The organism is Streptomyces sp. AHU1, from assembly GCF_045343905.1.
In the GTDB taxonomy this organism is placed as follows: Bacteria; Actinomycetota; Actinomycetes; order Streptomycetales; family Streptomycetaceae; genus Streptomyces; species Streptomyces triticiradicis.
In genome coordinates this window covers 249,513-263,330 of sequence record NZ_CP174284.1, presented here as the reverse complement: position 1 = coordinate 263,330, position 13,818 = coordinate 249,513, and the positions used below count along the sequence as shown (strand labels likewise).

The 13,818-nt window shown below is 66.1% G+C and carries 7 protein-coding genes and 4 pseudogenes; 5 read left to right on the top strand and 6 right to left on the bottom strand.

Annotation, left to right across the window (positions count from 1 at the left end; genetic code table 11):
• Nucleotides 1-80: 80 nt before the first annotated feature.
• From ACICHK_RS42145 to ACICHK_RS42135, 3 pseudogenes are all read right to left on the bottom strand, one after another.
• Nucleotides 81-1,078 (bottom strand): annotated as a pseudogene (locus ACICHK_RS42145) (IS5 family transposase).
• A gap of 349 nt (nucleotides 1,079-1,427) precedes the next feature.
• Nucleotides 1,428-2,019 (bottom strand): annotated as a pseudogene (locus tag ACICHK_RS42140) (transposase family protein); the annotation flags it as partial.
• A 31-nt stretch (nucleotides 2,020-2,050) separates the two neighbouring features.
• A pseudogene (locus tag ACICHK_RS42135) lies at nucleotides 2,051-2,973 on the bottom strand (IS630 family transposase); the annotation flags it as partial.
• A gap of 168 nt (nucleotides 2,974-3,141) precedes the next feature.
• Here ACICHK_RS42135 and ACICHK_RS42130 point away from each other — a divergent pair.
• Together ACICHK_RS42130 and ACICHK_RS42125 are read left to right on the top strand one after the other, a co-directional pair.
• A complete protein-coding gene (locus ACICHK_RS42130; RefSeq protein WP_406841604.1) occupies nucleotides 3,142-4,392 on the top strand; it encodes an IS701 family transposase in 1,251 nt (416 codons plus the stop codon).
• A gap of 142 nt (nucleotides 4,393-4,534) precedes the next feature.
• Complete coding sequence (locus ACICHK_RS42125; RefSeq protein WP_406841603.1) at nucleotides 4,535-5,464, top strand: hypothetical protein; 930 nt, start codon at nucleotides 4,535-4,537, stop codon at nucleotides 5,462-5,464.
• An 11-nt stretch (nucleotides 5,465-5,475) separates the two neighbouring features.
• Here the strand turns inward: ACICHK_RS42125 and ACICHK_RS42120 are convergent.
• Nucleotides 5,476-5,993 (bottom strand): annotated as a pseudogene (locus ACICHK_RS42120) (transposase).
• 162 nt (nucleotides 5,994-6,155) lie between these two features.
• Nucleotides 6,156-6,608: a helix-turn-helix domain-containing protein gene (locus tag ACICHK_RS42115; RefSeq protein ID WP_406841602.1), complete on the bottom strand. Its 453-nt coding sequence runs from the start codon at nucleotides 6,606-6,608 to the stop codon at nucleotides 6,156-6,158.
• Nucleotides 6,609-7,026: 418 nt separating this feature from the next.
• Here ACICHK_RS42115 and ACICHK_RS42110 point away from each other — a divergent pair, with 418 nt between their 5' ends.
• Nucleotides 7,027-8,178: a DUF3103 family protein gene (locus ACICHK_RS42110; protein ID WP_406841601.1), complete on the top strand. Its 1,152-nt coding sequence runs from the start codon at nucleotides 7,027-7,029 to the stop codon at nucleotides 8,176-8,178.
• A 1,257-nt stretch (nucleotides 8,179-9,435) separates the two neighbouring features.
• Here ACICHK_RS42110 and tnpA read toward each other — a convergent pair.
• Nucleotides 9,436-9,864 (bottom strand): IS200/IS605 family transposase, encoded by a 429-nt coding sequence (tnpA, locus tag ACICHK_RS42105; RefSeq protein WP_406841600.1) that lies wholly within the window; start codon nucleotides 9,862-9,864, stop codon nucleotides 9,436-9,438.
• Nucleotides 9,865-9,887: 23 nt separating this feature from the next.
• Between tnpA and ACICHK_RS42100 the strand changes: the two genes are divergently transcribed.
• Both ACICHK_RS42100 and ACICHK_RS42095 read left to right on the top strand, forming a co-directional pair.
• Nucleotides 9,888-11,120: an RNA-guided endonuclease InsQ/TnpB family protein gene (locus ACICHK_RS42100; protein ID WP_406841599.1), complete on the top strand. Its 1,233-nt coding sequence runs from the start codon at nucleotides 9,888-9,890 to the stop codon at nucleotides 11,118-11,120.
• Nucleotides 11,121-12,140: 1,020 nt separating this feature from the next.
• Nucleotides 12,141-13,571, top strand: a complete 1,431-nt coding sequence (locus ACICHK_RS42095) for an FAD-binding oxidoreductase (RefSeq protein ID WP_406841598.1) — start codon at nucleotides 12,141-12,143, stop codon at nucleotides 13,569-13,571.
• Nucleotides 13,572-13,818: the final 247 nt, after the last annotated feature.

Below are 13,818 nucleotides of genomic sequence, written 5' to 3'. Positions count from 1 at the left end.
GTTTCTACTGCCCGAAGAGGGAAGAACCCGCCAACTGATCACGACATCACACAGCCCCTAGGGCGCGTATCGAGTCGTGATCAATTGGTGGTTCGGGTGAGGTCTTTGATCCAGATCATCGAGGCTCGGAGGTGGAGGCCGGCCAGGTAGCTGTCCGGGGTCTTGTCGTATCGGGTGGCGATGCCTCGCCAGGCCTTGAGCTTGTTGATCAGGCGCTCGACGGTGTTCCTCTCCTTGTAGAGGGCGGCGTCGTGGCTGACGGGCCGACCGCCCCTGGACCCCTTCTTCTTCCGGTTGGAGGCCTGGTCCCTCTTCTCCGGGATCACTGCCTTGATGCCGCGCTTGCGCAGGTGGGCCCGGTTGCCGCGGGACGAATAGGCCTTGTCCCCGGCAACCGCGTCCGGCCGGGTGCGGGGGCGGCCGACGGGGCCGCGGACCCGTAACTTCCTGAGCACCGGGATGAACTGTGGACTGTCCGCAGCCTGGCCCGCGGTCAGCACGAACGCCAGCGGGCGGCACTTGCGGTCGGCGGCCAGATGGACCTTGCTGGTCTGCCCGCCCCTGGAACGTCCCAGGAGAGCGGCCTTCAGGCGGACTCTTCGCCGACGCCGGACGCGTCGCCGCTCCTGCCTTTCGGGATCGGCGTCCTGCCCGCTTTGTTCTTCGAGGCTGCCCCCTTTGACCTGGCCTTCTCCTCCTCGGCAGCCGCCTTCTCCAGGGCGGTGACGACGTCCTCGCCCAGGTGCATCCCGGCGGCATCGTGGTGTCCCCGCACGGTGGTGGAGTCGATACTGACCAGGGACAGGTCCACCTCGCCCCGCTTCGCCGCCTCCGCGATCAAACCCTCCAGCAGAGCCTCGAAGACGCCGGCGTCACGCCACTGCCGGAAGCGATTGTGCACGGTCGACCAGGCGCCGAACTCCTGTGGCATCTCCCGCCACTGCCCGCTGGTCCGAAACCGCCAGATCACACCCTCGAACTGCTGCCGCAGCCGCCCGGGGTACGGGCCGTACTCGCCGACCGGCAGGTACGGCCCGATGAACTCCCACTCTGCGTCCGTCAGTTGCCCTCGCGTCACACAAGAAGGTCTACCGGACCAGACCCCGCCGCGAGAGCGAACCCCGCAGATTGATCACAACTCGATACACGCCCTAGGGCCGTGGTCAGATGGCGTCCAGATCCACAACGGCTCGATCGTGTCCGACGGCACCTGGGCCGAGCGTGAGCGATTCGCAAGCTTGACCGCTCGGCTCACGGTTGCTGGCGGTGCTTTGGGCTGGGCCGTTATCGGTGGGGCTCGGCAGGTCCACGCCAGCCGCCGTCAGTGTTCCGTTCGCAATGGTTGCTGCTGTGTTTTCGGATCGCACTCTGCAGTCGCCCGAAATGCTGGATCCGCCATACTGCGAATGCTTGAGCCCTTTCCAACCTCAGGTTGAGGCGTGGTGAAGGACGACGATGGCCTTCATGATGTTAGTGATCCGGTTGGTGCTGCTGCGGAGCTTGCGTAGAGGCGCCAGCCCTTCAGGACAGCTATGGCCTGCTCGCCGAGGCACCGGATTTTGGCGTGGGTGCTGTTGTCCCGTCGCTTCCAGCGTTTGAGCCAGCGGCCCCGGAAGGTACGTGGACATGGCGGCCGGCCCCTTGGTACGCCTTGTCCGCCCAGCACTTCAGCCCTGCCGTTGCGAGCGCGTCGATGATGCCGTGTTCGCGCGGTGATCAGGTCGTGGGCGGAGCCGGGCAGGGCTGCGGAAGCCCACAGCAGTCAGCCGAAGGGATCAGTGATGACCTGGACGTTCATGCCGTGGCGCTTGTGTTTTCCGGAGTAGTACGGAGTGGCGGCGGCGATCTCCCCCAGTCTTCGGCCGGGAGGTGCCCCCAGTCGATGGGCAGGAGGGGGCCGTCCAGAATCACGTACGCCTTCGCCCGGATGATCGTCATTGCATAGGCCAGGGTCTGTGCCTGGGCGGCCAGCACTTCGACGGCCTCGCGTATGTAGCGGTAGACAGCCACGCTGCCGATCGCCTGGGTGACCGCGGATGCCGCCTACGGCCCGCAATGGTCCGAAGTGGGCCTCGATCGGGTTTGCCCAAGACGCATAGGTTGGGGTGAAACACAGCCTGACCATGTTCCTCTTCGCCCAGCGACGGACATCGGCGCCTTCGTGGGCGGACAGATTGTCCAGAATGACGTAGATCGGAGCGCCGTCAGTGCGGCCAGGGTGTTGCCGGCGCCTTTCTTCCTGCGGTTGACGCCTCACAGGGCGTCGTCGCCGATCGAATAGCAGCCCGCACCCCGTGGGTGCGGTGGTAGGTCGCGGGACGCAGCTCGGGCCGGCCCTGCTCGGCCCAGCACGACCCGGCAGTGGGCCGGATGCCGAGCGGCCCGAACTCGTCGAACACAAATACACGGTTCGTGAAACGCTCCAGCACCTCCTCGATGCGCTCCAGCTTGGCGTCACGCTCGGGGTCGGGCGACTCCTTCCACGTCTTGGTCCGCTGGAAGGTCACGCCGCGGCGGGCGAGCAGGCACCGTAACGCCTCGCGGCCGATGCGGATCACGCGGCCGTGCACTTTGCGCAGATAGGCGGCGAGTTTGCGGATGGACCAGCGAGTGAAGGGCTGGCTGAGCTTGCTGGGGCGGGTGATGGCCGTCTGGACCACGAAGTCCTCGTCGTCAGTGCTGAGCAGGCTGGGGGTACCCCCGGGCGGAGCCTGGGGGAGGACGGCCTCCCGCCCATCGAGGATCCAGGCAGGCCAGGCCGATCTCGTTGAACCGGTGGATCACGTCGCGGACAGTGTCCTCGTCGGCCCGCATCAGCTTCGCGATCACCGGGGCCCGGTTCCCGTCGGCTGCGGCCAGCAGCATCATCGTGCGCCGGTATCGCACCGAACTGGTGCTGTCCTGGCGCACGATCTGCTGCAGCTTCTGTCCCTCCTGGTCGGTCAGCCTGCGCACACGGACAGGCTCAGCCACCACACCCCCCGGCAGTCGGAACGGACGTCACCGCACATCCAACCGTTGGAACCACCACCCCGGCCAACCTTCCCGGTCAGAGCACTAGTAGGGCTTGGTCATCTTCACTCGTGAGTGGCGTGTCCGCTGGTGCATGAGCGTCGTTGACGTGCTGTGACACCTGAGGAGATGGCCGGGATCCGGGAGGATCTGGAAGCGTTCGCGGCGGAGTTGTTCGACGGGTTCTTCCGTGCCGATCAGCGGCGCTGGGGACAGGCATACGTGCGCGGGCTGCTGCTGGACGGGCGGCGCAAGTCGGTCGAGCCGATGGCGGCCCGCCTGGGCGAGGACGGCAACCGGCAGGCGCTGGCTCACTTCATCACTTCCAGTCCGTGGGATCCGGCGCATGTGCGGGCAAGGCTGGCCTGGCGGATGCACGAGGTGATCGGCCCGCAGGCGCTGGTCGTCGACGACACCGGCTTTTTGAAGGACGGGGACGCATCGGCGTGTGTGTCGCGGCAGTACACCGGGACCGCGGGCAAGGTCACCAACTGCCAGGTCGGGGTGTCGCTGCACCTGGCCCGCGACCATGCCTCGGCCGCGATCGACTGGCGGTTGTTCCTGCCCGCGTCCTGGGATCCCGCTTCCCCGGAGGCGGATGCGGACAAGGTCGCCCGCCGTGCTCGTTGTGGCATCCCCGCCCAGGCAGGTCACGTGGAGAAGTGGCAACTGGCCCTGGACATGATCGACGAGACCCGGTCCTGGGGCATCGATGTCCCCCTGGTCGTCGCGGACGCCGGATACGGGGATGCCGCCGCTTTCCGTCACGGCCTGGAGGAGCGCGATCTGCCCTATGCGGTCGGTGTCTCCGGCCGTCACACTGCCCATCGGGCCGAGGCCCGGCTGGTCCAGCCCGCCTATGCGGGCACCGGCCGGCCACCGAAGATGCAGTACTGCGAGCCTGCGCAGACGGTGAAAGATCTGGTCATCACGGCCGGGAAGACGGCCGCGAGGCCGGTGTCCTGGCGGGAGGGCTCCCGACCCGGCAAGGGCCAGAACGGGTTCAAGCGCATGTATTCACGTTTCGTCGCCCTGCGGATCCGGCCTGCAGGACGCGGCGTCCGCCGGGCCGCCGACGGTCCGGAACTGCCCGAACGGTGGCTGCTGGCCGAGTGGCCGGCCACCGAACCCGAACCCGTGCAGTTCTGGCTCTCCAGCCTGCCCTCCGGGATGCCGCTGGCCACTTTGGTGCGGCTGGCCAAGCTCCGCTGGCGCATCGAGCACGACTACCGCGAGATGAAACAGGCCCTGGGACTGGCCCACTTCGAGGGCCGGACCTGGGGCGGCTGGCACCACCACGTCACCCTGGTCTCGGCCGCCCACGCCTTCTGCACCCTGCAACGACTGGCACGAGAACCAAAAGACATGGTGCAGGCCTGAGTCTCTACCGGGTCGTCCGCGAACTGCAGACACTCCTCGCCACCTGGACCGGCGTCTGCCTCACCTGCCACCAAGACATACCCACACCCATACGAACCTGACCAAGCCCTACTAGCATCGCGGCAGTCTCTGGGGAGGAAGCATGGGTTACTCTGGCGATTTTGTCCTGGTGCGCAGCAGTTCTTCGTTGCCGGACCTGCCTATATTCGACGACGCGGAGTGGTGCATCGAGGAGCGTGCCGATTACTTCCACGAGTGCCGACCACGCCCCGGGGGCTGGCAGACGCTGCAAGCGAATGACTATCTGCCGAAGAACGACGACGACCGGTGGCTGCACCGGCTGGTCACAGCAACTGGCTCGCCAGTCATGATTGCAAGCGTCATGGACAGCGATGTCTGCTACGTCCGCGGTCTCACTCCGTCCGGGGTGAGATGGTCGACCTTCCTTGATCCGGTGATGGCTGCCGACTACGAGGTGTCGGTGCCGCCCCCTTCGGAGGATGAGGCGCCACTGGGGGAGACCGACAAAGAGGGGAGGGTCCGCTGGTTGCTCGCGGACGTGCCCAAAGCAGCGGAGCAGATAGCAGTATGGTCGGCCGAGGGCGGGTTTACCGCAGATCGGGAAGCACTGCGTACGGTCCTGACCAAGAGGGCGGACCCGTTCGTGGAAGACCTCTTCTTCGAACTGGTCGATGCCTGCGGACTGCCGTCGGCCGAGCCTGACCGGGAAGATCCCGCAGTCTCGGACCCCCCTGCGCACCCAGGTCACCACCCCGAGCAGAACTGCCCACGCGGCGCCAGACTGGAAGCAACTGTGTTGAACCTTCCCCGTGACGGCCACCTCGTGTTGCAGTGCGCCGCGGAGGCGGACTGCTACGCCCAGGTCTGGCTCCGGCCTGACGGCACCTACCAGCTCGAATACCGTGATCGCAGTCCTGCCGAGCACTATCAGACACGGACGCTCTCAGCGGACAAGGTCATCGCAGCCCTGACAGGCTGGGCAGCGGGCGAGATTGCCTGGCGGGATGCCTTCCAATGGAACTCGATCGGCTCCTGGTTCAGCGATTCCTAGTGCTGGATTCCTCAAACGAAGTAAGCATATCGGCGTCGTAGTCGTCGGGCTGGGGGGTGTGGGTCTGCCCCATGTCCATGGTTTCGCGCGGAAGTTGAGTTGGCTGGTGGTGAGGGCGGTGGCGTATGCGATGTCGTCGGGGGTGGCGAAGGATCGGCCGGCGAGGGCGGCTTTGCGGAAGGTGCGCCACCAACCTTCCTGGAGATTGAGCCAGCAGGCGCCGACGGGGATGAAGGCGTGGTGGATACGGGGGTGGTCCTCGAGCCAGGTCTGGGTGGACAGGCTGTTGTGGCTGGACAGATTGTCGGTGACGATCCAGATCTCGCCGGTCGGGTTGGCTTCTTCGATCTGTTGCAGGAACTGCTGGCAGAAGACGCTGTCGCGGGACGACGCGGTCGTGGTGATGGCCTGGCCGCCGGCGGCCGTAGATCCAGGTCTTCTCCGGTCCGCGGCTGTAGTCGAGCTCGGCTTTGATCCGGTGCCCGTCGGGTGACCAGGCGGGTGCGGGCGGGAACGCTCGGGGGACCACCGGCCCCAGCTCGTCGGCGCAGATCACCGTCACGTCGTCGGGCGGCTGGGTGCAGCGGCCGATGATCTGTGTCTTTTGGGGGGCGAAGTCGGGGTCCTTTGACCGCATTCAGGACCGGGTGCGGCGCCAGCACACCCCCTCGGCGAGCAGGATGCGTCTGACCTACGAGCGGCCCGCCTTGATCCCCTCGGCCCGCGCTGCTGTGGCCAGGGAATCCAGCGTCCACTCGGACGGCCCGGACTCGTCGAAGGCCCACAGTTCCCCGACGGGCTCCCACCGCAGTCGCCCCGGCGGCACGGTCTTGACCAGGGAAATGATCCGGGAGCGTTCCTGCTCGGTGATCCGCCGCCTGCGGCCCTGCCCGCCCAGATCATCCAGCCCCTCAAGGCCCAAGCGGCGCAGCCAGCAGCGAACCGTTTTCTGGCTGCAGTCCAGCTCCTCAGCGATCGCCGGAACTCGCAGCCCCGACCAGCTCAGCTCGATCATCCGGGCCCGCATCACCACATCCCGCGGCGCCTTCCGCGCCCGCGCGAGCCGACCGACGATGGCCCGTTCTTCCTCATCACGCCCCGGTCGTGCCCATAAAACCATGGCCCAGCACTCGTCCCCGAGCACCCACAACTACCCCGCCACCAGGACATATACCCAGCTAAAGAGGAATCCAGCACGAGTTCGGATCTGAACACTCCGGCCACTCAGTGAAATTGTGTCGATCGCCGACTTCTGTGGCGGCCGGTTGAGTTGTTTCGGCGAAGACTCGAACGAGCGGTATCCATTCTGTAGTTCCACTGGACCGGCCCGTCCGAGGCCATACCGTCCGGTCCGGTGGGCGGAACCTTTTTTGATCTCGGCTTGCCTGCCATGTGCTGTGGATGGTGGCTGAGGTGTTTGCCGAGGTGTCCACGTGCAGTCACTGCCTCTTGCCTCAGTGTCATGAACCCGCCATAGTGGCTCAGCAGGTCTACTCGCATAGACCTGTAATTCCGCCGCTCCACCTGACAGCACTCGTACTTGCTCCCGGGAGGATCGCCCAGTGAGACCCAGTCAACCGCGCCGTCATGGCGCCGTCGCCATCGTGGTGTCATTACTCGCATTGTCCGCTGGCCAGGCCGTTGCCGCCCAGCCCGCCGCCGCGGCCCCTCCGCCCGCCGCAGCGACGGTTGCCACGGCGCAGGACCAAGCCGCGCGTGCCATAGCCCGTTCCCTGTCCGACTCCGACTGGCGTGCCCGCATTCAGCATGCCGCTCTGACGGCTGACGAGGTGCCTGTCACGGCGCTGGCCAACCGTTCCGATAAGGGCCTGAAGTCCGCACTGGCCGCGGCGGATCACCAGATCGCCGCTGCCAAAGGCCTTGACGCTGGCATCGGATCACTGCTCCGGTTGAGACTTGGCGACCGTGCAATGCGCGGCGCGCTGTCTGCCGGAAAAGAACCCTGGGTGGCCCCCGCCACCACCGATGACAATGCTGCCACCATCGTCGCCTACGACAGTCGGGGCCGAGCCCACACGCTCAACGCCCGCCACGTGCCCGCCCGTCCCGTATACGTCGTTGACATCGACGGCTCCAAGGCACTGGCCGTCGGCTTGAGTGTCCTGAACAGGCAACTGCGTCATTACGGCCTGACCTCCGCCGCAGCGGCGCCAGCCCCGAAGGCGGAAGCAACGAGCAGGCAACAAGCTCAAGCAGCAGCCGGCGGCTTCTGGACCACACGCATCAGCGCGGTGGAGCTCTCGGACGACGAGGAGCCCTGGATCAAGGGTGACGCCGAGATCTACACGCTTGTCACCGGCTTCGGGCAGGACGGCACTGTACGCGTCGACCCCGTCGACATGCCCTACTTGGACAACGATGGCACGGTCTACCGGCCCAGCCAGATCCTGGTCAACTGGTCGAACTACAAGTACAACCTGGCCGATGCCGTCATGATGGAGGACGACGGCAGCACCAACTACCGCGACCTCGCCAAGGCCATCGCCACTGCCCTGCTCACCATCACCGACCAGGGAACCTACGTCCCTCTGGTGAACGCGATCCTCGACGCCATCCCGAACGACTGGTGGACGGACGATCCCGACTACGTCGACTCCTGGTACACCCTGGCCAGCAGCGACAACGGCACCCGCTACGGCGCTCGCGGCAACGGCTGGATGACTGTCGAGCCGTACTTCGTCCAGCAGTTTTGACCCGCGCGATCGACGCCCGAGGGCAGCGGAGCCGGCGAAAACAACAGGCCGGTGAGTAACACCACCAGCCCATGCCACACGCTTACGAACCTGATTGGGACTCGTCGTACCCCGTACGCTGATCCTGGTCCGTTGCTTGCTGCGTGCTGGACAGGTCTCCTGGAGCCGCAACTGAAGCCCTTGAACGCCAAAGATCATGTTGTCCTGCAGCCGTCGCGGATTGCACCGCTCCGATGCCACGGCGGCTGCACTGCTCCCCCGGCTTCCAGCGTCTTGTCGAGGCCTGCCGTCGAGGAGCCCCCGGATATGCCGTGTCGGTGTGACGCCGTCCAGGTCTCGGGGCCACGACGCTGCCAGACTGAACGGGGCAGGCGGCACTCTCAGCCCGGACATCACACACCGGCCTGGAGGCCAGAACCATGAGGCTATTGCCCGAAGATGTCAGGTCGACGGAGCGCAAGTGCAGGCTTTTCATATGTGATCGCAAGAACCAGTATCGCGACCACCGCTCCAGCCACGGTGCGCGGCCCGCCCGGATCGGGTGAAAGCACCCGTACGGGTTAGGGGAAATTCGGACCAGCATGCGCTCGATCCGAAGGCGGCGTCCGCCGGTCCATTGAGAGCCAGCCGGATGTCCCGGGCAAGACGATACGTGTTATGACAGTCGACTTCTCGGAAAGAAAAGGAAGACGGCGGAAGCTGCGATCACAGGCTCAGTGGCTCAGTCGTTGACCCGCCTCTTGTACTGACCTGTAGATGTGCCTCATTCTCTGGGGCCGGTCACCCCGTCCCGTGCGCCGCGGCGGCATTCAGTCCTGGGCGAGGTCACCCTGTTCTGGTCGAGGGAGGTTCTGTGTCTGTCCTGCGCGTTCGTACCTCCGCAACCGGCTGCGCGCTGGTTCTGAGAGCATCAACGGTGCTGCTCTCTAGCAGAACCGCCGTTGCAGCACCGTCGAAGCCATTCCTTCATGAAAGCACGGGCCGGCGAGTGCGCAGCTTCACAGGGGCCGCCGCCACGTCGGTGGATCCGTTCGCCGAACCGGGATTCGCCGCCAACTGCACATGGCAGGGGTTCGGGGAGGGTGAGCAGCCGCCGTGGTGGCCTGGTCTTGGGAGGTGGTGGGGACAACTCCTACCTCTGATCTTGCGAGAGCGCCCCGGCCTTCAGGCCGGGGGTGAATCGCATCTCAGGGCTGCTCTGACCTCAGCCGTGGGCACGGGTCCGCACTGTCTACCCGGGCCCACGGCCGGCCGCGCTCAGTCCGGGCGCTTCTGCTGCGCGATGTAGTCCTTGACCACCTGGAGCGGCGCACCGCCGCATGAGCCCGCGAAGTACGAGGGCGACCAGAACCGGCCGTGCATGATCGCCCGGTTGACCCGGCCGGGGAACTCCGCGCGCAGGCGGCGGGACGAGACGCCCTTGAGGCTGTTGACCAGGCCGGTGAGCGCGACCTTCGGCGGGTAGTGCACGAGCAGGTGGACGTGGTCGGCCTCGCCGTTGAACTCCTTCAGCTCCGCTCCGAAGTCCTCGCAGACATTGCGCATGACCTCTTCGCAGCGCGTCAGCATCTCGTCGTTCATGACTCCGCGCCGGTACTTCGTGACAAACACCAAATGTGCGTGAAGGTTGTAGACGACTGTTCGACCCCTGCGAATATCAGGATTCGGTTCCCATCGTGGTGACATGGACCAATGGTAGAGTGATCGTTATGCAGCTTCGGTACTCGTTCCGCGTGTACCCGAGCGCCGGTCAGCGCACAGCGCTGGCGCGGGCGTTCGGGTGCGCGCGGGTCGTCTTCAACGACGCATTGCGCGTCCGCGAGGAGGCCCGCGCGGCGGGGCTGCCGTTCGTCACCTCGGCGGAGCTGTCCAAGCGCCTCACGGCCGCGAAGAAGACCCCGGAGCGGGCCTGGCTCGGCGAGGTGTCGGCGGTGATCCTCCAGCAGTCCCTGCGCGACCTGGACACCGCGTACCGGAACTTCTTCGACGGCCTGAAGGGCAAGCGCCCGCGCATGGGTGCACCGCGCTGCAAGTCGAAGCGGGACAACCGGCAGTCGATCCGCTTCACCGCGAACGCGGCCTGGCGGATCACCCCGGGCGGGAAGCTGCGCCTGCCGAAGATCGGCGACGTTCCCGTGCGCTGGTCGCGTGCGCTGCCGTCGGCCCCGTCCACGGTGACGGTGGTGAAGGACGCGGCCGGCCGGTACTTCGCGAGCTTCGTCGTGGAGACGGACGCCTCGGAAGTGCTGCCGGAGACGACGCCCGAGCTGGGCATCGACCTCGGCCTCGGGCACTTCGCGGTCCTGTCCGACGGCACGAAGGTCGACAGCCCGCGCTTCCTGCGCCGGGCCGAGAAGCGCCTGAAGAAGGCACAGCGGGACCTGTCCCGCAAGGAGAAGGGCTCCAGCAACCGAGGCAAGGCCCGGCTGAAGGTCGCCCGCGCCCACGCGCGGGTCGCCGACGCGCGCCGCGAGTTCCACCACCAGCTCTCCACCCGGCTGATCCGCGAGAACCAAGCGATCGCCGTGGAAGACCTGTGTGTCAAAGGACTCGCCCGCACGCGCCTGGCCAAGTCCGTGCACGACGCCGGCTGGTCCGCGTTCGTGAGCCTGCTGGAGTACAAGGCCGCCCGGTACGGGCGCACCCTGGTCAAAATCGGCCGCTTCGAGCCGACCTCCCAGGTGTGCTCCGCATGCGGCGTCAAGGACGGACCCAAGCTCCTGCACGTCCGCATGTGGACCTGCGGGGCATGCGGGGCCGTCCTGGACCGGGACATCAACGCGGCGCTCAACGTCGCCAAGGCCGCCGGACTGGCGGTGTCAGCCTGTGGAGCGCAGGTAAGACGGGCACCCGTGCCCGCACCGCGCAGCGAAGCAGGAACCCGCCAGGAGCTGCCCACCGCGTCGCCGCAGTGGGAGCGGATTGGAATCCCGGGCCTTTAGGCCCGGGAGGATGTCAAGTCTGGCACACGCATGAGGTTGACATGCACAGCAACGATTCGTCCTGCAGCTACAAGTGCGGCGCCGCGGGCGAGTGCATGGATGTGGAGTAGAGCATGATCTTGTACACGAACGGCACAGGTGTGAAGCTGCGCGGGACGCCGAGTGTCGGGATGACCGTGTCGCACAACGTCTTTCGGCATTTGAGTCTGTGAGTGGGTTTGATCCTGCCCATCCACGCTGCGCTCGACCTGCTCGAACGAGGGCCACGTGCTCGACGAGCAAGCCGCCGCTGTTCCGTGAACGCCCCTGCGTAACCCTCCCGGTGCCGTCCTCACGCAGTAGGCGTATGAGGACGGCAGCATCATCGACTCCACGACTTGATCACAGGCGGCGCCGACAGCCACCGCGGGATCCTCAACCTCGGCCTGGACACAGTGTTTTCCAGGAACACGCGTGTCGGTTCCCCTTCCTGCATGCATGCCACGCTCGACGCAGTTTCCGGAAACCGTCGTCTTGATCCGCCTGGTCGGTCTCCGTCGGAGGTGATCGCGGTCCGCGCGGTCATTGCGCAAGCGGCAGAGGTGCCCCATAGGGCAGCGTGTGCTTCATCCTCGGGTACACCTGGAGATGTCATGTTCAAGAGCCAGGCGTGATTGCTCGGGAAATCCCGAGGATGCAGGGTTGGGCGCACATCGTCCGTACCGCCGTCCTGTACCGAGGCCCGCATCGTGCTGCGGCATCATGGCGATAACGAGAGTGTTCGGCCATCGCGGCGATTCTCTCGGCCCCCTTCCGAGGCAAAGGGACAGTGCAGAGATGGCCGCAGAGACTTCGACGTCACACGATGGCACGCTGCCCCTGCCACGCAGGACGTTGATCAAAGCAGCAGCTGCTGGTGGTGTCTTCGCCGCGCTCCTCTCCGGTTGCGGCCCTCACACAGCGGTCAGTGGACGGGAGCCTGGTCGGCGGGCGGGCACCTCCTCACCGTCGGCACTTCCCCGCCCTCGCAGGTCTCCGACATTGCGCCTGTCGGACTGGGCGGCCTTCGCCAGCGATCTGGACGGCCCGTTGATCCGGCCGGGCGACGCTCTCTACAAGAAGGCTCGGCAGAGCTTCCAACCTCGCTACGACGTGGCACGTCCCGCCGCCGTCGCCTATGTCTCCTCTCCCCAGGACGTGGCGACCTGCCTGGCCTTTGTGCGCCGCTTCCAACTTTCTGTCACTGTCCGTAGTGGTGGTCACTCCTACGCCGGCTGGTCGACCTCGAGCGGTCTCGTCATCGACGTGAGTAACCTTGATCGAGTGGTGCCCGGGCCGAAGAGCGCCTCCGTCGGCTCCGGGGTCCGCCTGATCGATCTTTACGCCCAGCTGTCGCAGCAAGGAGTGACGGTGCCCGCCGGGTCGTGCCCGACCGTGGGTGTCGCAGGCCTTGTCCTCGGCGGAGGAATAGGCGTCACCAGCCGCGCCTACGGAGCCACGTCAGACAACTTGATGTCGGCGCAAGTGGTGACGGCCGACGGACGAATTCGTACCGTCGATGCTCACAACGACAGCGACCTGTTCTGGGCGCTCCGCGGAGGCGGCGGCGGAAACTTTGCCGTGGCCACTCGTTTCGACTTTCGCACTCACGTTGCTCCCGATGTGTCCTACGCCTTCTTGAGCTGGCCGTGGAGCCGCGCCGCTGGTGTGCTTCGGGCCTGGCAGGCTTGGGCTCCGGTCGCGCATGACTCCGTCTGGTCGAGTCTGCACATCCAATCGGACGCGACTGAGGGCCCGCGCGTCGGCGTGACCATCGTCGACCTGGAGTCATCTCTGTCCGCACAAAACGCTATCGAACGGCTCACGGCCAGCGTCGGCGCCAGCCCCGGGTCTGCCCTGGTCCACACCCGGCCGTATCTGGAGGCCATGCAGGTGATGGCCGGCACGCAGGGATGGACCGTCGCACAGAGCCACTTGCCGGGACGGCTGCCAGGACGCCGTGCTGATGGTCGCGTCACTCGGGAGTCCTACGGTGCGCGATCGGACTTTTATACCCGTGCGCTGAGCGATCTCGCCATAGACGCTCTCCTTGCTTCTGTGGAGAGGTACATCCGGTCGGTGCCTGCTGGTGGAAGCTGTGCCATAGCCCTGGATGCCCTGGGCGGCGCCATCAATCGTGTGGGGCCCGCAGCCACGGCCTTTGTCCACCGTAATGGGCTCTTTCTCGCTCAGTACATGGCGAACTGGCCCGAAGGTGTTGCGTCCGAGCCACATCAGGCCTGGCTGAACGACACATGGGCGTCGATGCGCCGCTATGCAAGCGGTCAGGCGTACCAGAACTACATCGACCCACAACTGACGGGGTGGGCGCAGGCTTACTACGGCAGGAACCTGCCCCGGTTGGAGAAGATCAAGTCGACTTACGATCCCGATCGTATTTTCGATTTTCCCCAGGCTGTACCGAATGCCTGAGCAGCGGACTGGCGAGTTGAAAAACGCGGAGCCCGCCTGAACACGTCGAGCTCGTCTTCTGCTTGAGCCCGCTTGCGGCATTGCCCCGCGGCCGCTCGGAAGATTGCCGCGGGGCTGTTTTGCGCGGTGGTACCAACGACGCCTGCTCTTTGAGCCAGCCGACAGCACCGCTCAGCGCGGGCAGTCGGCCGACGATCCGGCAGGGCTTTGGGCCGTGTTGTGGCTCAGGCCGCCGGTGGACACGGGT